We start from the raw sequence: 18,928 nt of genomic DNA on the forward strand, positions 1-18,928 counted from the left end.
ATGCTAACCGGTCATTTTATTGATTCAGCTCAGGGTAAGATTTTTGTCACCCAGTTTGGGAGCTTTGCTGGGCAAACTGCCATCTTGTGTTTGCCCTCGATATTCGAAGAAATGAATTTAAGTAGAGCTGTGATTGCTAATCAAGCCCGTAGATTCGCAGCTAACTTTCCGTGCGTTGTCATGGATTATGTTGGTACAGGGGACAGCGAAGGGGAATTGGTTGATGTTGATGTATCGATATGGCAGCAGGATATTATTAATGTTTGCCATTGGTTAGTCAGTCAAGGTATCACGAAGGTGGTTTTATGGGGAGTTCGTTTTGGTGCTTTGATTGCGGCGAGTATCGAAGATCGCATTAAAGCGGCAATGGATATCACTAGTGTCATTCTATGGAAGCCAGTAATTAACGGTACGATATTTATGGGGCAGTTTATTCGTATTAAACAAATGAACGAGCTAATGAATACTGGCGCTAAAAATATTAATTGGCGTGAGCATATTTTACAGGGAAAGGAAGTAGAGATTAGTGGTTACTTAATATCTTCTCAGTTACTGACTTCGATTGAGGCACTTAAATTATCACCACCGCTATTTACTGGTATTGATACACATTGGTTTGAACTAGCGTCAGCATCAATATCACCAGCAGTAGATAAAATTGTCAGTGATGCAGAAAATATTGATGTAAAAGCTGTGCCATCCCAAGCATTTTGGCAAACCCCAGAAATTTATGAGCAGCCATCTCTGTATCTATTACATCAGCTAATTATTAATAACAGTGTGAACTATGAAAGAGAGCGCGATTCCATTTTTTTGTGATGGGCAAAACTTACTAGGCATATTACATCAGCCAACTAATGAGGTCGATGATATAGGTGTGTTAGTGGTGGTTGGTGGACCTCAGTATAGAGTTGGCAGTCACCGACAATTTGTGCAGTTAGCTAGGTTTTTGGCAAACAATAATATTGCTTGCTTTCGCTTTGATTATACCGGTATGGGAGATAGTGCAGGTATTAAAAAAACATTTGATAATGTTGGACCTGATATTAGGTCCGCGATTGATGTTTTTATTGAACAAGCTAATATCAAACAAGTGGTTTTGTGGGCTCTTTGTGATGGTGCTTCAGCTGCATTGATATATGCGCCTACCGACGAGCGAGTTAAGGCCGTGATGTTGCTGAATCCTTGGTTAGAATCGCCTCAAGCTAAAGCCAAAACAATGCTTAAACACTATTATCTAAATCGTTTGGTTAGCAAATCATTTTGGACTAAATTGGTATCAGGACAATTTAAGGCTTATAAAAGTTTAAAAGCTTTTTTGGGGTATGCAGCACATCAGCATCATCAAACTCCTAATGAGCAAAGTAACCAATCATACCAAGCGCGGATGATAGATGGATATTTGAATTTTTCTGGTTCTTCCTGCTTTGTTCTCAGTGGCGACGATCTCACTGCTCGAGAATTCGAACAGGTGATTAACTCAAACTCTGCTAAGCATCAGTTTTATGCTCATGATAATTTGATACACAGGATAAAGGATGCTGATCATACGTTTTCTCAACGACTTTGGAAACGTGAAGTTGAAGTTCTTACTGTTGATTTTGTAAAACAACTTGAGATTATTTCTGGGTAGCACTGGAAGCATATAGCTACGTAAAAAACAGGGTAAAGTAAAGACTAAGCTGGCTTTAAATCAATCAAGTGGCTTAGCGAACGCGCCTAACATCGCGATATCGATGACTAAGAATAATGGCGCAGAAGATATTATTCTTAGTTGAGCATTTGCAACCACAGTTTTAAATCCAAGTAGCAAGTGCAGCCCCTTCCAATGATGCCATACTCACAAAATATACCTAGATATAGATTCGTTGCTCGATATGACTTATATCACTGAAGGTCAGAGTTGCGACATAGCGGGTATTATTTTTAATCGCTACGCGCTGACCAAAAGTAATATTGTAGTGGCCAATTTAACTTGACTAATACACACCTATCATAAGCAGAACTGATGCCTGCCAGTTTTCCTCTGACCGTGTTAAAAATCCCGTTTCAACACTTAATAATTAAGAGGCTTCATGGAACTTCGCGCATGGTACTCTAATGCTAATTAGACACCATTTATTTGGTGTAATAAGTAACGCGCCTTTTAATGCTAAATCATTGTTTATATTTGCAAATATAATTTACTTTTTAATTTAGCACGTTTTTATAATTGAACTACACTTAGGTAATCTAGGAGTGATGTTTTAATAAAAAAGATATCGAGCAAGCTAATGTCAGATAACACGAACAAAGATAATCGTAGTGGCGATTCGGCTAACGTAAATGGTGGAGTGGCATCGCGTCGTGCCTTCATCAAAAAGGCATCGGTTGCGGTTCCTTTGATTACGACCATGGCGGCTAAGCCTGTTTGGGGCAGTGAGTATTACGGTAAGAGAGGCGGGTGTAGCATTTCAGGCCAAGTTTCAGGACATAACTCTGGACCTGAAACTATTTCAACGGAATGTAAAGAAATTTCATATTCTCCGAGTAGTTGGTTGGGGGGAAAAGCATGTGGTATTGGCAGTAGTTATGGTAATGTTTGGGGGTATTTAGATTTCTCATTAGATACTTCTATTTCTACTCTTCTGTCGACGAATAGTAAAATTTTGATTGGTAAAGCTTTAGCAGACAATACTAATATTTCACGGCAGGTTAGTGTGGCTGCCGCTTTAAATGCTCACCTTTGGGAGAAAACATTAGCTATCTGTAACCAAGACGCTTCGTCGTGCGACATGCTGAAAGTAATAGAGCCCGGTTTTTTCTTTCCGTACAGTGTAGCTTATATTCAAAGCCGGTATAGTTACGGCCCTGACAAAACGACACTCACAGCATGGCAAACAGCACAAATTATAGACTAAGTTGTGGCGTGAAGGCACTACCGCTTGGCGACAATATGGTTGTCTTTAACCAACTAGATTGCTCAACGCATGTATTAGCATTTGAAGCCGCTGAAGTTTTAAAGCGTTTCTTGTGTAATGGAGCAGCCTGGAATGATGAAATAGCATTGGATGTGCAAGAGGATATTTTGAAAAACTTAGTCATGCTTGAAATTGTCGAGTGTAAGGCAGTCTAGTAAATATCAAAATATTCTAGAGTTGCCCCGCAAAACAGACAATAATAAGAAGAAGGTCTACTGTGTATTCTAAATCGTTATCAATTGGCCCGTTTACGACCGAAATAAAAACAGATGTGGCTAGCGTCGCCAGCATGTTAGAGCGTATGTATGCAGATTTTTCTCCTCCCAGTGAAGAGTCTTTTATAGACTTCCCTGTCTTTATAAGATCAGCCGATGGTTTGCGAAAGTGGCTCTATCCGCAAGTAGAGTTTTTTTGTGATACATTTAAGCCTTTCAAACCTTTACCTCGCAAGCAAGCGTACCCAATGTTGGAGTGGGGATTAAACTGGTGCATTGCTAATTATGCACATCAGTATCTTATCCTCCATGCTTCAGTATTGGTTAAAAACGATAAAGCGATTATTTTCCCAGCGCATCAAGGTTCAGGTAAAAGCACGTTATCTGCAGGCTTAATGTTACGAGGTTGGCGCTTGTTTTCTGATGAGTTGGCTCTAATTGACATGCAGTCAATGCAAGTGCAGCAATGTACCCGACCGATCAATCTGAAAAATGATGCGATAGAATTAATTGCATCGGAAAGTTCTCAGGTATGTTTTAGTGATGTGAGCAATGACACTCATAAAGGTAGCGTTGCTTTACTTAAGCCGAGCACTGAATCCTTAAGCGGTAAACCGCAAGCATCGATTGGTGCCTTTGCTTTTGTAAAATATCAACCCGGTGTTAAGGGAAGTTTAAACCAAGTCACTGCAAGCGATGCATTTTCAAGGATCATCGATAATAGCTTTAATTACCATGTGCAAATGCATCAAGGCTTTGAGGTAGTGCATCAGCTCGCAAGTCGGCTTAAGGCTTTTGACTTTCCTTATAGTAACTTTGATGATGCAGATGCCCTGCTTTCGGAGTTGCTATGTCAAAATTAATTGCTTGCTTAACCAGCCCCGAGATAGCCGAGTTATATCAACCAAGTGACTGGCAAGAGTTAATGCGAGAGGCTCGAGTTACCGGCCTACTGGGTCGATTACATTATGTATTTGAAAGTAATCATATTGAGTTGCCCAACTATGTGCAGTGGCACTTTGCTAGCGCTGCTAAAATAGCAAAAAAGCAACAACAGCAGTTACGTTTAGAAGTCATAGAGTTAACTAGCTTACTATCTCCACATTTCTCTGTGTGCTTCTTAAAAGGAGCTTCTTATTATTTGTCTAATCTTGATTGTAGCCAAGGAAGAATAGCATCGGATATAGACATTTTAGTGCCATACAAAAGTATTTTAAATATTGAGTTTACACTGAAAACCAGAGGTTGGATGCCAACTAAAGACGATGAATATGATGATTATTATTATCGCCAATGGATGCATGAAATAGCGCCGCTCATTCATCACGAGCGCCATACCATATTAGATGTTCATCATAACATTTTACCGTTAACTAATCGTCAGTGCCCAGACGCTAGCAAATTTGATTATCAAACCGTATCTTTGCCCTACGGTGATATTAAAGTGTTATCCAAGCTTGATACGATCATTCACAGTGCGTCGCATTTATTCAGCGAATCTGAATTCCATACCGGTTTACGAAATTTGTCGGATATTGACATGATGTTGCGTCAGTTTGTAAGCGAAGACGCTGACTTTGTAGCCTCATTAATTGCTAGAGCCAAATCATTGGGGCTACAGCACTACCTGCATTTAGCGTTGCGATATTGTCATATGATCTTCAATACACCTGTACTTACGGAGCAGCACTATGCTCAGCAAAGTCGGCAAATGATGCCGGCGAAGTTATGGATCTATGATCAATGCTTTATGCGTATTTTTAAGCCTAAAAGTCTTTATCAGCCGACGTGGCAAGATGTTCTCGCAACGACCATTTTATATTGGCGTGGACACATACTAAGAATGCCATTAAGGCTTTTGCTCCCCCATTTATTGCGTAAAGCAGCAAATCAGTTAATAGAGAAAATAACAGACAATTCATTATTTAAAAAAAATCAGCAAACCATTGGCTAATATGGAGATTTCCATAATGTTGTCTAGACTTTGGTTGTATACCCTAGCACTCGGAGACAACAATAATGAAAATAGGGATTATCGTTGGTACACGACCTGAAATAATAAAAATGGCACCTGTGATCAGGGAATGCCAGCAGCAAAATATTCCATTCTTTCTTATCCATTCGAATCAACACTACTCGAAAGATATGGACGAAATATTTTTCGAAGAATTACAACTGCCTACACCTCACTATAACTTGGGTGTCGGCTCTGGTTTACATAGTAATCAAACAGGCAATATATTAATTAAAATTGAGCCCATTCTAGCAAATGAAAGGCCAGATATTGTCCTCGTGCAAGGCGATACCAATACGGTGCTTGCAGGTGCTTTGGCGGCAAGTAAGCTAAATATTAAGGTTGGTCATATTGAGGCAGGGCTGCGCAGTTACGATAGGATGATGCCAGAAGAAACGAACCGAATTCTAACTGACCATATGAGTGACTTTCTGTTTGCGGTAGGACCAAACCAAGAGCGTATATTAACCACAGAAGGCATCGTAAAAGAGAAGTTGTTTGTTGTAGGTAATACGATATCGGATTCTCTACAACAGCACTTAGATATTGCTCAGCACCAATCGAACGTACTTACTCAGTGGAGTCTTAAAGATAAGCAATTCTTTTTAGTGACTGCACATAGAGCGTCCAATGTTGATGTTAAAGCACACCTGCAAGAGTTACTTAGTCTCTTTTCGGCATTATATGATACCTATCAGTTACCGGTTTTTTGGCCAATACATCCGCGTACTGTCGCTAAGCTGAAAGAATTCGAACTGCAAGTGCCTGACTTCTTGATTTTATCACCACCAGTCGGATACATGGATTTTATTCAGTTGCAACGTAGCGCAAAATTAATTTTGACGGATTCTGGTGGTATTCAAGAAGAGGCGTGCTTACTTGGTGTTCCTTGTATCACGCTAAGAGAAAACACAGAGAGACCTGAGTCGGTAGAGGTTGGTGCTAATGTATTGGTAGGTCGAGACACTGATAAAGCACTGTCAGCAGCGGCAAGTTGGTTCGGTAAAAACAATGTTTGCTGGGAAAACCCATTTGGCGATGGCCAAGTGGCAAAACGTATTGTACAAATATTAGCGACGCAATTAGAGCCCAAAACAAAGCATATTGTCGCTAATGGGCACAGTGTTACCGTTGTTGGTCTTGGTTATATGGGACTACCTATCTCATGCTTAATGGCCCAAGCTGGCGCACGAGTCGTCGGCGTTGATGTTAATGCTGATAAAGTCGCATTGATCAATCGAGGTCAGTGTCCATTTGATGAGCAGGGCATGCCACAATTGTTAACTGACGTTACTGAAGCGGGCTTTTTACATGCATCGACAGCGGTCGCAAATAACCCGATATACTTAGTCGCCGTGCCAACGCCTCATATTGATGGCAAATGTGATCTTAGCTATGTAAATAAAGCGATTGATGATATTGCAAAGGTAGCCACCGATGGGCAGTTGATCATAATAGAATCGACTGTCGCGCCAGGTACTTGCACAGAGATTGAACAACGCTTACGCCAACAAGGGTTACAACTTAATGTTGTACATTGTCCAGAGCGTGCTATCCCAGGGCAAACCCTGCATGAGCTAACCCATAATGATCGTATTATTGGTGCGGCAGCCCAAACTGCTATGCAACAGGCGAAAGACTTATATGCTAGTTTTGTCAGGGGGGCGTTGTTCACAACAGATTTAACAACCGCGGAATGCGTAAAACTGGTAGAGAATACATCGCGCGATGTTGGTATTGCTTTTGCGAATGAACTTGCCCAAGTGTGTGAGCAAATTGGCGTCGATTGTAAGGAGGTTATCAAGCTAGCTAATCGTCACCCTAGGGTAAATATCCTAAACCCTGGGCCTGGCGTTGGCGGGCATTGCATACCCATTGATCCCTACTTTTTGGTAGCCGATGTTGAAGCTGGTAAGTTAATCCGTTTAAGTCGGCGTATTAACGAACAAAAACCGCATTTGGTGGCTGCCAAAGTAAAGGCTGAACTTGAACGCCGCGGTGCTCATAAAGTTGGTATCTTAGGTGTTGCATATAAGCCCGACGTGGATGATGCGCGAGAAACTCCGGCACAGGCTATTATCGAACACCTACAAAAGTCTGGTGTAGAAGTTCATTATCATGATCCATACATCAAACAATGGGAGGCACCTTTTATGGATATCGAGGCGTTACAACAGTGGGCCGATATTTTGTTGATGGTTACAGAGCATAGTGACTACAAGCAATTGAACTTAACTACCTTTGCTTATTAGCAAAGGTAGTTATTGGCTTGATAATGTTGAAGCGCATGTTGCAGGCTTTCAGGCGAGATTAAAGCAGGATTTGCTGACATTGCTTTTGACTTAGAAAGTCATGTGGGCTAGCGCTATAGCCATAAGCACCCGATTGCATCACGGCAATTAAATCACCGACCGAAGTATCTGGAGCTTGTAAGTTACTGGCGACAATATCGAGAGGCGTGCACAGCGGACCAACTACTTGATACATTTGATCTTTTTCTTGCTGCAGTTTGTTGGCTACTGCGACAGGATAATTCTTTCTCAGGACTTGGCCAAAGTTTCCCGAATTGGCTAAATGGTGATGCAAGCCGCCATCACACACTAGATAGTTTTCTCCACGAGAGTGCTTTACATCGACCACTTGGCAAACATACACTCCCGCTTCGGCAACAAAATAGCGACCAAGTTCCATAACGATATCAACACCATTAAGTTGAGCTTGATATTGCTCAAGTAAATGGCTGAGATTATCCGCAATAGCCGACAAAGGTAATGATTGCTCGCCAGGAAAATAGGGGATACCAAGGCCGCCACCAATATTAATGTACTCGGGGTTTTCTGGCAGCAAGGAGCACAATGTCGCGGCTAAGCGAAATGTGTTTTGTTGCGCCTCAATAATGGCTTCATTATTGAGGTTTTGTGAACCTGCAAAGATATGAAAGCCTTTAAAATTTATGGTCTGATGATCTAGACTCTGCAATAAATCGGCAACTTGTTCTTCATCAATACCAAATTGTTTGGGGCCTCCAGCCATTTTCATACCGGAAGATTTCAGTTCAAATGCGGGGTTTATTCGTAGTGCTATATTAGCGCGCAGCCGTTGTTGATTAGCAATATCAATGGCACGAGCCAATTCATTTTTAGACTCGATGTGTAAAACTACGCCGGCAATGATTGCCGCCAGTAAATCATCATCAGATTTACCTGGGCCTGCGAAACTGATCTCGTTTGCTAACATGCCTGTTTGCAGAGCGATTAGCATTTCTTGGCTAGACGCGACATCAAAACCATCAACGAGATTGGCGAGGTGGTGAACGACAGGCGCAAAAGGGTTTGCTTTGATTGCATAGTGCAATTTGATCTCATCTGGCAACATGGCTCTTAACGTTGTCACCCGCTCAGTTATCATGGCACGGTCATAAGCATAAAAAGGTGTATCGCCAAGTATATGTTTAATCTCTGATACGGACTTGCCACCAATATGAACCTCATTGTGATCAGTATTTAGTAATGGATGTTGTTGATGTGTCGGTTTACTGTTCATAAATTTACTCGAAGTGTTGTTGGTAGCGTTTAGCTAGCGATGCTCTATCCAACTTACCGTTATCATTTTTGGGTAACTCATCCAACACGGTGATATCGGCAGGCACCATAAAGTTAGGCAGATTTTGTTGGCAGTATTTGTTGAGTAATAATTGCGGGTTAGCCAAATCCTTTTGTCGCAAGCTAACAATGGCTAAAATAGCCTGCCCTAATTCTTGATGCTTACAGCCTAGCACCACACAGTCATCGACTAATTGCGATTGCATTAAGCACTCTTCGACCTCCGTGGGACTAATTCGGTAGCCTGAGCTTTTTATCATTTCGTCATTACGGCTGACAAAATATAAATCGCCATCAGCATCTTTACTAACGATATCACCTGAGTAGACAGCCATTTTTTTATTGATGATGCCATTGGGCTTTTGTGGTGCATACTTAAATCGAGCGCTGGTTTTATCGGGGTTATTCCAATAACCGAGCGACACTAAAGGGCCAAGATGTACTAACTCACCAGGCTCATCAATATCGCATTCGCTACCATCTGCTCGCAGCACTTTTATTTCGGCGTTGGGGATTGCTTGACCAATAGAGTTAGGTTTTTGCTTTACTTTTTCAGGAGCAAGATATGTGGAACGAAAGGCTTCTGTTAAACCGTACATTAAATATGGGGTAACTTGTGGGACCTTAGCGATGATCTGTTCGAGCAAACTAGGGCTCATCGCGCCACCTGAATTAGTGATATAGCGTAAACTGCGAGCTTTATTTTGCCAGTCTAATTTACATAGTTGCGTCCATAATGGTGGCACCGCGGCTAAGCCAGTAATTTGGTGTTTTTCGATAGCATTTAGGACATCATTAGCTAGCAAATAGTCGAGCATAATCACTTCTCCACCAACGAGCAGGCCAGTGGTAAGCTGGCTAAAGCCGTAATCGAAGCTGAATGGCAAAACCGCGAGTATTTTGTCGGCTTGTGAATTGTTAAGGTATTTGGCGACTGATTGTGCACCAATAATGATATTGGCATGGGAAAGCACGACACCTTTAGGCTTTCCTGTGCTGCCTGACGTATAAAAGATGGCAGCCATATCATCCGATGTATTGGGGCATGTGGCGTCGGGTAAGTCACCCTGCTGGCTAATTGCATGCCAGCTAATAATCGCTAACTGATTGAACTGTTCAGTGGGCGCCTTTATGTCATCGGTAATGATCACCGTTTGTAAGCTCGCGAGACTATCAAGGTTTGCTTGAATTTGTACAAAGCGCGCCCAGCTTGTGACTAATACTTTGATATCACAATCGTTAATGATGTACTCCACTTGTGGAGCCTTTAAAATCGGATTTATTGGCACAAAAACGCCACCAGCCTTACTTGTCGCAAAGGTTGTCAGTACAAACTCGAAAGTTTTGGGGAGATAAATCCCCACACGATCAAAATGTTCAACACCAAACGCCACTAAAGAAGACGCTATATGCTCGGTTTGCTGCTGCAATTGTCGGTAGCTTAGACTGTGCTTGCCATGAGTGATGGCAGTTTTTGATGGTTCATGGTTAGCAAATATGATGTCGTGTATTTGCGTTAACATAGACAAGCCCTTGTGATTATTGTTGTTTGTTTGCCGTATTGGTAAAGTCGAAGCCAATAAGAGCCTCTCCTTAACCCTTTAAAGTATGGTTTAAGTTGATGAATTCGCAAATAAAAAGTCACTTAAACGATAAACCTAATGGCATCAATTGATTTAAAAGAAAAATTTCAATATTGACCTATACTTGCAAAATAACCTCGCCATTAGTGACAGTTTGTCAACCAAGGCTTAACAACAATAAATAAGGGGCTAACCGTGTATTATCGTCAACTTCTTTGCTGCTTCGCTGTTCTTTTTTTGTTTGCTTGTAGCGATAGCTATCGTGCCGAGAAAGCAATATCTAAAGCGGAAAATCACTTAACATCTAAACGTTACAAAGCTGCAGAAGTTGAGCTGAAAAGCTTAATTCAAAAACAACCGGAACAAGCCAAAGCGCGTTTTTTATTAGGTAAGGCGTACTTCTTTAATGGTAATTTAATGCGTGCCAGTAAAGAGCTGTTGCGAGCACAGGAGCTTGGTTATGCTAATGAAGAATTATTACCGTATTTGCTACGGACTTATATCCTCACCGATCAAACGACACTAGTTGATGCAACCATAGCCAGTTATTACGGTGAACGAAGAGATCTCAAGGCGATGCTGAATGCCATCGCTGGGGTGTATTTCGCGATTCGTGAAAATCAAGAGGCAAACACATATCTAGATAAGGCCATAGCCCAAGCTCAAGCGGAAGACTTCTATGCCAAGTTGAGTAACATCAGCTTATTGTATGTTAAAGGCGAACACGAGCTCGTTTTGCAGTTACTGCAACCTTTAATTGCTCAAGATAACGAGTTTTCAGAAGCGCTGTTATTAAAATCCATGACGTTAAATCAGCGCCAGGAAACCGATCTCGCTATTGACGCTTTTGCCGAATATATAGCTATGCATAGCTATAATTTACTGGCGAATGTTCGCTATGTTGAGCTATTAATAGAGCAAGAGGCGTGGCAGAGAGCAGATAGAGCAGTAACGCGCTTTTTAAGCTTATTCCCCGGCTATACCGCATTGCATGTGCAAAAAGCAGAAATTAAGTTCAAACAACGAGACTACAAAGTAGCGATAGAGTTTGCTAATAAACTGATCAATTCAGGTATGGTTAATTTTAAAGCCAGTTTAATAGCCGGGTTAAGTTATTATGAGCTTGATAATTATCAAATGGCTTATAAGAACCTCAAGGACATTGAACCTTATTTACAGTCACAACACGTCGCTTACAAAGTATTATCGGATGTGAAATTTAAGCTTGGTTATGTCGATGAGGCAATCGCATCGGTTGAGCAACTCGAATCTAGCGAAGATGAAGACTTTATACTTTTAGAGCAAGCCAGCATTGGTTCGATCATGGCTGGAGACAAAGAGCAAGCGCAGCAATACATTGATAAAATTGATAAATTAGAGTTGAACGATCCCGGTAAGCTTCAACAACTTGGTTTATTAAAAATGTCTGTTGGTGATGAATCTGCTTATGACGATTTACAGCTTGCGATAGAAAAAGAGCCTAAACTCCATCGAGCAAGAGCAGGCCTATTGTACAGTTATTTACGTGATAATGACTTAGAAAATGCAGAGCGAACAGCGCAGCAATGGCTAGACCAAGCCGGTGACTCTGAATTTGGTCATTTAGCTTGGGCGTTAATATATAAATATCAAAACAAGTTACCGTCAGCAAAGCAGGCTTACCAGAAGGCACTTTCCGTGAATGCTAAGAGTGAAAGTGCTTTGTATAACCTTGCAATACTTGCCCTTAGAGAGGCAAACCCCGAAAAAGCGACAAACTATCTGCATCAGCTCTTTACGGTGACAGGGAAGCATGTTGGTGGCTTTGCTTTGTTATTACAAAACTATAAAAGGCTAGATACTGAAGCGCTAACGGCACTGTTACAGGAGTCTTGGCTAGCATTACCTGAACAAGAGCAGCCATCACACGAAAATTTATTACTGACGATCGTTCAACTGTATGAGATGACAGAGCAGCGATCGGCAGCCATTAGGTTATTGGAAAATCATCAGTCGGTCTTTGCCAATAGTCCAGGGTTTCTATCGCTAGCATCAAAAATACATTCACGCGGAAAAAATTTTGAGATAGCCGAAAATTTAGCTGAAGCTTTAGCTAAAGCTCGCCCTGATTCTTTAGCGGCACACCTGAATGTCCTGTCGGTTCTTGAATCAAAGCAAGATTATCAACAAGCGCTTTTCCGTGCTCGCTTGCTTAGTAAGCAGTTCCCCAAAAATCAAAATTTACAGGTTGTTCAAGCGTTTTACTTAGCTAATTTACAAAAACTGGCAGAAGCAAAACAAATTATCAAAAACGTAGATAGAGAGCAGGTGGAACCAAGTGTCATGTATTCGTATTTGGTGCAGGAAGCTAAATCAGAAGGCAACTATCAGCAAATGGAACAATTAGCGAAAACCTTATACCAGCAGTTTCCAAGCCTTCGTTCCGCAACTTTTTATATACGATCATTAACATTGCAAAATAAAATGCAAGAAGCCATTCAGTTTATTGATAATGCACAGCAACGGGTAGGCAATGATCGAGTATTAGAAAATTTAAAAGCAGAGCTCTCAGTGAATACAGACCCCAACTATTCATTAGACTACTATCAGCAACAAGTTGATCGTGATCCTAATAACTTTATTGCCTTAAATAACCTCGCTTGGTCAGCATTGCAAGCTGAGAAATATGATATAGGTTTACGAGCGGCGAAAAAGGCACACCAGATAGCACCTGAGCATTCGCAAGTGATTGACACATTAGCGCAAGCATACCTGAAAAATAAGCAGTATGAAAACGCCGAACAGCTACTAGCAAAAGAGCTTGAGAAGTTACCAGTCGATGTAAAAATTATTCACTATTATGCTGAAGCATTAATTAATCAGGGCAAGACGGATTTGTCTCGGCAAGTAATAAAGGACTTGCCTGATAGCGAGCAAAAACAACACCTTGAAAAGCTTCTCAATCAAAATATGTAAGGTTCAATCGGTTGTCTCACTATATTAACGTCGCCATATTATGAGGTACATAATGTACAAATTATTTCCTTTACTTTTGTTACTGCTGATGTTGCCATTTAGTGTGGCTCTCGCCACACCATTATCTGATACGGTAAAAAAAGTAAAACCCGCGGTTGTTGGCGTTGGTGTTTATGATCCGACAGGAAGGCCACAAAATCAGCTATGGGGGACTGGTTTTGTGATTGGCGACGGCCGCTATGTTGTGACCAATCATCATGTCATTGATGGCGCAGTAAAGGCTAGTGATAATCAACAGCAAGTGGTGTTTATTGGCAGTGGTCAGGCGGTTGACATCCGTCCTGCTAAGGTCGTGGCATTTTCTCGTGAACATGATTTAGCCATTTTAGCTATCCGCGGTAACTCATTGCCGGCGTTAAAATTAGCCTCCCTAGCATTGCAAACGGAAGGCAATACTATTGCTTTTACCGGGTTTCCCATAGGTGCTAGTTTAGGCTTATATCCTGCAACGCATCGAGGCATTATTTCAGCGATCACGCCCGTTGTTATTCCATCGAATTCATCGACAAAACTTACTCCAGCGATGATTAAACGCCTTAAAAATCCCTATTTAGTTTATCAACTTGATGCTGTCGCCTATCCAGGCAACAGTGGCAGTCCGGTTTATTTGCAAGATAGTGGTGAAGTGATAGCGATAGTGAATAAGGTATTTGTTAAAAAAACCAAAGAGGCGGCGTTAAGCTCTCCCTCGGGCATCACCTACGCGATTCCTGTTAAGTATTTATATCAATTGATTGAGCAGGCCCGCATTGATATTTAATTAACGTCTCAGAAATAATCGCTAAGCACCTAACGTTTTAGTCATTTGGGCTAACCGCATCACTACGGTTTTCAACCGAGATGTCATTGGTATTTGGTACTGCTGATGAATGTTGGCTTGCATATTGTTGCGTTGGCAGTAATTCGGAAATACTTACCAGATCAATACGATGCTTTTGCAGTAATGGTAACATACGTTTTAGCACGCGAATAGTTGGCGGGTGCGGGTGGGCAATAGCTACTGTTTGTTGATTTTGCTTACTCATTTCTAGCATCTTATAAAACTGGCGCTCTATGTAGGCTTCGTTGCGCTTATTATCGAGAAATATGTGACGATGTAAGCTGGGGACGCCTTGACGCTGCGCGACTTGTTGAGCTTGCGAGTTAGCACTGGTTTTTGAATCAAGAAAAAATAATTGCTTTTCTTTTAAGAAACGCATCGTCCAAGACATGGGTTCAAATTTTTGCGTCAGCAAACTGCCCATATGATTATTGATACCAATAACATAAGGGATATCTGCAATCGACGCTTCTAATGTTTTGCGGACACTGGCTTCATCCATATCCGATGTCAGGGCACCTGGACCTAATAACAGGTTGTAGACCGACTGCATGGGTACATGCAATAAGACTTCTCGTTGTTGAGCATTGGCTAAAATAGCAAGATCGCGACCAAATGGTGTATGCGGCAGGACGGACAGGGTCACTTCTTTTGGTAAAGCTAAGGTATCGCGATCACTGGCGCGATAACCAATGTCATCAATGACGATAGCTAGCTTGTTTGAATGTTGCTGTGCACGAGCATCAGCGATGAATATGCAAAAAAGTAAAAACAGTATCCGCACAGAAAATTCTTATTGTTATAAAGCTTTGTGTTAACAGCGTTTGCAGGCGATTAAGCAACCGTATATTGCAGTGCTAGGTACGTCAGCTTGTTATTATAATGATTCTACTCTACCTTATTCTGTTATCGCAAATCCAGCGTCTTTTGTAATTTACTCGTTAAGGTGTGGTGACTGCTTAAAAAATCGCTGAGACGAGCAATTGCTAACCGTTTTAATCGGTTATCTTAGTCGTAAATAAGATATTTAATTACCTGCTGATTGTGCTGAGGAGCAGTGACTAGCGACACCAGAGTTTGGGGTTAACCGGTTTACCTTTATGACGGATTTCAAAATACAAGCCTGATTGATTTACCCCGCCTGACTGGCCAACGAGAGCGATAGGCTCGCCAATAAGGACATTGTCACCGACATTTTTTAGTAACGCTTGATTGTGACCGTAAAGACTCATGTAGCCATCACCGTGATCAATTACAATCACTAAACCGTAGCCTTTTAGCCAATCAGCGAACAACACCGTACCATTGTGAATAGCATTAACTTGCCGGCCAACAGGCGCATGCATCAGTACCCCTTTCCAGCGTAAATAACCTTGCTTACGGCTACCAAAAGCGTGAGCGACACGGCCTTTGACAGGCCATTTTAGTTTACGTTTTAATTTGCTTAAACCATTGAACTCATTCTGTTCGCGCAGTGATGCTTGTATTTTTGCCAAAGTGCGGATCAGTGATTTCTCTTCACCTTCGAGCTTTTTCAGACGCTGCTTAGAGGTGGTGATTTGGGCACTTAATTCATCAAGTGTTGTTTGTCGTTGTGTTTGTTTTTGAACCAGCAGTTGACGTTGCTGTTGTTGTTGTTCGATAAGTTTTTGCAGTTGTTGTGCTTGTTGTTGTTGTTGCTGTTCTACTTGATTAATCTTTTCCAATAATTCAGTAAAGTTACTGATACTGCTAATACGCGCATCATTTAAGTATTGATAATAGGTTAATGTGCGTTGAACTTGCTCAGGTTTTTGTTGGTTAAGGAGCAGTTTAATATAATCGTGATGTCCCGCGGAATAGGCGCTGCGTAGTTGCTCGGCTAATAGTTGTTCTTGTTGATGTTTTTGTTCTACAAGTTGTTTTTGCTGAGTGTTTAATTCCGCTAAACGTTGCTTGGTTTGTTGTTGCTGGTTTTGCGTTGCGCGTAATTTTGTTGCTAATTGGGCAATCAACAAGTCGTCTTGCTTAAGTTGTTCCTCGACTTTTTGACGCTCTTGGTCATTGCTTTTAAGCTGCTGTTGCTGTGACTTAATTTGTTGCTTTATATCGTTTAAATCTTCTTTGGTTGCTTGTTGTTGAGTCTGTGAAGCAAATCCTAACCACGGCAATACGGCGCACAGTACCACTACCGTGCGCCATATGTTTTTTAGCTTGATAATCGAGGCGTTATTACTCACTCAGCTGCATCAATGCTTGGCCTGTCATTTGTTCAGGCTGTTCCATTGCCATTAGGTGTAATAAAGTGGGGGCTATATCGCTCAAAGCGCCCGTTGGTTTAACACTTGCATTGCGACCAACATAGATCAATGGCACCGGCTCACAAGTATGCGCGGTATGCGCTTGTCCGGTTGCCGCATTCACCATCATTTCGGCATTACCGTGGTCAGCTGTAATTAGACACTCACCACCGTTGCGTTGTAATGCGTCAACTACTCGGCCGATTGCGCTATCAACCGCTTCACAGGCTTTTACCGCAGCATCGAATTTGCCTGTATGGCCGACCATGTCGCCATTTGGGTAGTTACAAACAATAAGGTCGTACTTACCACTATCAATCGCTTCGACTAATTTGTCGGTAAGCAGCCCTGAATTCATTTCTGGCTGCATGTCGTACGTGGCAACTTGCGGTGATGGCACTAAAACACGATCTTCACCAGCAAAGGTATCTTCACGGCCACCACTAAAAAAGAATGTGACATGCGCATACTTTTCAGTTTCTGAAATGCGCAGCTGGGTTTTATTGTGTTGCTCTAGCCATTCACCCAATACATTGACCAGATCTTCAGTAGGAAATGCTACGCTGGTATCAATATCGGCTGCATATTCGGTTAACATCACAAAATCGCCAATATTTGGCACACGTTTACGTGTAAAGCCAGCGAAATCACTATCGGTAAAGCAGCGGGTAAATTGACGTGCACGATCAGCCCTGAAGTTCATAAAGATCATCGCATCGCCATCTTCAATAGTAATGGTTTTACCATCAGGCGTTTTAATGGCTGTTGCACTAACGAATTCGTCGTTTTCATCGCGTTGATAGGCTTGTTGTAAGGCGCTAACGGCATCGTCAGCAGAATATTGGCCAATACCGTCAACCATTAAGTCATAGGCTTGTTCTACACGTTCCCAACGTTGATCGCGATCCATTGCATAATAGCGACCAATAATCGACGCGACTTGACCGTTACCAAGCTCGGCAAACTTTTGTTCTGCCTTTTTTAACGACGCCTCAGCGCTACGAGGTGGTGTATCACGGCCGTCAAGAAAGGCGTGTAGATACACTTTGTTTGCACCGCGAGCTTTAGCCATGTCGAGTAGTGCAAAAATATGGTCTTCATGACTGTGTACGCCACCAGGCGACATCAATCCAAATACATGAACCGCCTTATCGTTGTTAACAGCGTTATCAATGGCGTTGGTTAATGCTGGAGTTTCACAAAAGCTACCATCGTCTATAGCTTTGGTGATACGCGTGAAATCTTGATAGACGATGCGGCCAGCACCAAGATTTACATGACCAACTTCTGAGTTACCCATTTGCCCTTCAGGTAGACCAACGGCCATACCAGATGTTTCAATTAACATGTTTGGATAGGTTTTCATTAGGTTATCTAATACCGGCGTATGCGCGTGGAAAATAGCATTAGACTCAGTGTTCTCACGATATCCCCAACCATCAAGGATAAGTAATACCATGGTTTTTTTGTTGCTCATTTTGAAATGTCCAAATCTCTACGAAAAATAAATTACTGCAATACAACTGTCGATTTTGCCAAAGTTCATAAAAAAGCGCCAGCGTGCAGTTTAAAAGATAGGCTATTTTTTGAATTAACTGGATTCTTTGTCGGCAAAAGGTATACTTTGACCCCGATTTATAGTTATAGGTTATCGGTGGATAACCATTATTTGCGAGAACAATGTACATGGATCAATTTATCACTTTTGCAGCGAACAATCAGCTATTAACCATGTTGTGGTTAGCAATTGCGACAATGCTTGTTGTTTCGATTGTAAAAAGCAAGCTGTCTAAGGTTACCGAAATTAATAACCAGCAACTGACTCTGCAAGTGAACCGTGAAGATGGCATTATTGTTGATATCCGCAATGACGGTGAATTTAAAAAGGGCCACATTATCGGCTCTAAACAATTGTCGATGGAAAAAATCAATAATAATAACTTTCAAGGTCTTGAAAACAGTAAAGACAAACCCATTATAGTGGTATGTACGGCTGGAATTTCGGCTGTTAAGGCGGCCAATGCCTTATCTAAAGCAGGCTTTGAGAAGGTCAGTGTGCTTAAAGGCGGTTTTAATGCTTGGCAAAGTGCCAGTCTACCAATTGCAAAATAATTCACCAATATCGTTATCTCGTTGGTAATTTAGTCAGGAAAGTTTATGGCAAACGTTGTTTTATATACGCGACATACCTGTGGTTTTTGTTTCCGCGCCAAGGCGCTGTTACAGCGCAAGCAAATTGCGTTCGATGAAATTAGTATCGATGACTATCCTGAAAAACGCGATGAGATGATTCAGCGTAGCGGTGGCGGCATGACAGTACCGCAAATCTTTATTAACAATAAGCCGATTGGTGGTTGTGACGATTTGTATGCGCTGGAATATCGTGGCGAGCTTGACGCATTATTGGCAGAAAAATAGTAAACAAGCCGTTCGGCTTACA

16 protein-coding genes are annotated in these 18,928 nt (G+C 41.7%); 11 read left to right on the forward strand and 5 right to left on the reverse strand.

What is annotated here, in order from left to right; genetic code table 11:
* The 7 genes from ACAX20_RS00650 to wecB all read left to right on the forward strand — a co-directional run bounded on the left by ACAX20_RS00650 (position 1) and on the right by wecB (position 7,441).
* Positions 1–819, forward strand: a complete 819-nt coding sequence (locus tag ACAX20_RS00650) for a hypothetical protein (RefSeq protein WP_371187667.1) — start codon at positions 1–3, stop codon at positions 817–819.
* Entirely contained in the window at positions 788–1,633 is an 846-nt protein-coding gene (locus ACAX20_RS00655) for a hydrolase 1, exosortase A system-associated (protein WP_371187669.1), read from the forward strand. The genes ACAX20_RS00650 and ACAX20_RS00655 overlap by 32 nt, the downstream gene beginning before the upstream one ends.
* Before the next feature lie 640 nt (positions 1,634–2,273).
* Entirely contained in the window at positions 2,274–2,900 is a 627-nt protein-coding gene (locus ACAX20_RS00660) for a hypothetical protein (RefSeq protein ID WP_371187671.1), read from the forward strand.
* Positions 2,901–2,908: 8 nt separating this feature from the next.
* Positions 2,909–3,115, forward strand: a complete 207-nt coding sequence (locus ACAX20_RS00665) for a hypothetical protein (protein ID WP_371187673.1) — start codon at positions 2,909–2,911, stop codon at positions 3,113–3,115.
* Between the two features lie 62 nt (positions 3,116–3,177).
* Positions 3,178–4,038: an HprK-related kinase A gene (locus tag ACAX20_RS00670; RefSeq protein ID WP_371187675.1), complete on the forward strand. Its 861-nt coding sequence runs from the start codon at positions 3,178–3,180 to the stop codon at positions 4,036–4,038.
* The gene (locus ACAX20_RS00675) at positions 4,026–5,129 is read left to right on the forward strand and encodes a nucleotidyltransferase family protein (protein WP_371187677.1); all 1,104 of its coding nucleotides are present in this window, start codon (positions 4,026–4,028) and stop codon (positions 5,127–5,129) included. Before ACAX20_RS00670 ends, ACAX20_RS00675 begins: the two co-directional genes overlap by 13 nt.
* A 65-nt stretch (positions 5,130–5,194) precedes the next feature.
* On the forward strand, positions 5,195–7,441 hold the full coding sequence (gene wecB, locus ACAX20_RS00680; RefSeq protein ID WP_371187679.1) for a non-hydrolyzing UDP-N-acetylglucosamine 2-epimerase: 2,247 nt from the start codon (positions 5,195–5,197) through the stop codon (positions 7,439–7,441).
* A 58-nt stretch (positions 7,442–7,499) separates the two neighbouring features.
* Here the strand turns inward: wecB and ACAX20_RS00685 are convergent, their stop codons facing one another.
* Together ACAX20_RS00685 and ACAX20_RS00690 are read right to left on the reverse strand one after the other, a co-directional pair.
* Entirely contained in the window at positions 7,500–8,732 is a 1,233-nt protein-coding gene (locus ACAX20_RS00685) for a pyridoxal-dependent decarboxylase, exosortase A system-associated (RefSeq protein ID WP_371187681.1), read from the reverse strand.
* A gap of 4 nt (positions 8,733–8,736) precedes the next feature.
* Positions 8,737–10,314: an acyl-CoA ligase (AMP-forming), exosortase A system-associated gene (locus ACAX20_RS00690; protein WP_371187683.1), complete on the reverse strand. Its 1,578-nt coding sequence runs from the start codon at positions 10,312–10,314 to the stop codon at positions 8,737–8,739.
* A 255-nt stretch (positions 10,315–10,569) separates the two neighbouring features.
* Here ACAX20_RS00690 and prsT point away from each other — a divergent pair, with 255 nt between their 5' ends.
* Positions 10,570–13,329 (forward strand): XrtA/PEP-CTERM system TPR-repeat protein PrsT, encoded by a 2,760-nt coding sequence (prsT, locus tag ACAX20_RS00695; RefSeq protein ID WP_371187685.1) that lies wholly within the window; start codon positions 10,570–10,572, stop codon positions 13,327–13,329.
* Between the two features lie 52 nt (positions 13,330–13,381).
* Positions 13,382–14,149 (forward strand): serine protease, encoded by a 768-nt coding sequence (locus tag ACAX20_RS00700; protein ID WP_371187687.1) that lies wholly within the window; start codon positions 13,382–13,384, stop codon positions 14,147–14,149.
* Between the two features lie 37 nt (positions 14,150–14,186).
* On the opposite strand, the gene ACAX20_RS00705 is transcribed toward ACAX20_RS00700, so the two are convergent.
* The 3 genes from ACAX20_RS00705 to gpmM all read right to left on the reverse strand — a co-directional run bounded on the left by ACAX20_RS00705 (position 14,187) and on the right by gpmM (position 17,965).
* Entirely contained in the window at positions 14,187–14,993 is an 807-nt protein-coding gene (locus ACAX20_RS00705; RefSeq protein ID WP_371187689.1) for a divergent polysaccharide deacetylase family protein, read from the reverse strand.
* A 277-nt stretch (positions 14,994–15,270) separates the two neighbouring features.
* Positions 15,271–16,428 (reverse strand): murein hydrolase activator EnvC, encoded by a 1,158-nt coding sequence (locus tag ACAX20_RS00710; RefSeq protein ID WP_371187691.1) that lies wholly within the window; start codon positions 16,426–16,428, stop codon positions 15,271–15,273.
* Complete coding sequence (gene gpmM / locus ACAX20_RS00715; RefSeq protein WP_371187693.1) at positions 16,421–17,965, reverse strand: 2,3-bisphosphoglycerate-independent phosphoglycerate mutase; 1,545 nt, start codon at positions 17,963–17,965, stop codon at positions 16,421–16,423. The genes ACAX20_RS00710 and gpmM overlap by 8 nt, the downstream gene beginning before the upstream one ends.
* Before the next feature lie 209 nt (positions 17,966–18,174).
* Between gpmM and ACAX20_RS00720 the strand changes: the two genes are divergently transcribed.
* The gene (locus ACAX20_RS00720) at positions 18,175–18,600 is read left to right on the forward strand and encodes a rhodanese-like domain-containing protein (protein ID WP_371187695.1); all 426 of its coding nucleotides are present in this window, start codon (positions 18,175–18,177) and stop codon (positions 18,598–18,600) included.
* Between the two features lie 45 nt (positions 18,601–18,645).
* The gene (grxC, locus tag ACAX20_RS00725; protein ID WP_371187697.1) at positions 18,646–18,906 is read left to right on the forward strand and encodes a glutaredoxin 3; all 261 of its coding nucleotides are present in this window, start codon (positions 18,646–18,648) and stop codon (positions 18,904–18,906) included.
* Positions 18,907–18,928 lie beyond the last annotated feature (22 nt).

Source organism: Thalassotalea sp. Sam97 (genome assembly GCF_041379765.1).
GTDB lineage: Bacteria > Pseudomonadota > Gammaproteobacteria > Enterobacterales > Alteromonadaceae > Thalassotalea_A > Thalassotalea_A maritima.

Coding starts and splice junctions, on each gene's coding strand:
- ACAX20_RS00650 (WP_371187667.1), top strand. CDS start 1: ATGCTAACCGGTCATTTTATTGATTCAGCTCAGGGTAAGATTTTTGTC.
- ACAX20_RS00655 (WP_371187669.1), top strand. CDS start 788: ATGAAAGAGAGCGCGATTCCATTTTTTTGTGATGGGCAAAACTTACTA.
- ACAX20_RS00660 (WP_371187671.1), top strand. CDS start 2,274: ATGTCAGATAACACGAACAAAGATAATCGTAGTGGCGATTCGGCTAAC.
- ACAX20_RS00675 (WP_371187677.1), top strand. CDS start 4,026: ATGTCAAAATTAATTGCTTGCTTAACCAGCCCCGAGATAGCCGAGTTA.
- wecB (WP_371187679.1), top strand. CDS start 5,195: ATGAAAATAGGGATTATCGTTGGTACACGACCTGAAATAATAAAAATG.
- ACAX20_RS00685 (WP_371187681.1), bottom strand. CDS start 8,732: ATGAACAGTAAACCGACACATCAACAACATCCATTACTAAATACTGAT.
- ACAX20_RS00690 (WP_371187683.1), bottom strand. CDS start 10,314: ATGTTAACGCAAATACACGACATCATATTTGCTAACCATGAACCATCA.
- ACAX20_RS00700 (WP_371187687.1), top strand. CDS start 13,382: ATGTACAAATTATTTCCTTTACTTTTGTTACTGCTGATGTTGCCATTT.
- gpmM (WP_371187693.1), bottom strand. CDS start 17,965: ATGAGCAACAAAAAAACCATGGTATTACTTATCCTTGATGGTTGGGGA.
- ACAX20_RS00720 (WP_371187695.1), top strand. CDS start 18,175: ATGGATCAATTTATCACTTTTGCAGCGAACAATCAGCTATTAACCATG.
- grxC (WP_371187697.1), top strand. CDS start 18,646: ATGGCAAACGTTGTTTTATATACGCGACATACCTGTGGTTTTTGTTTC.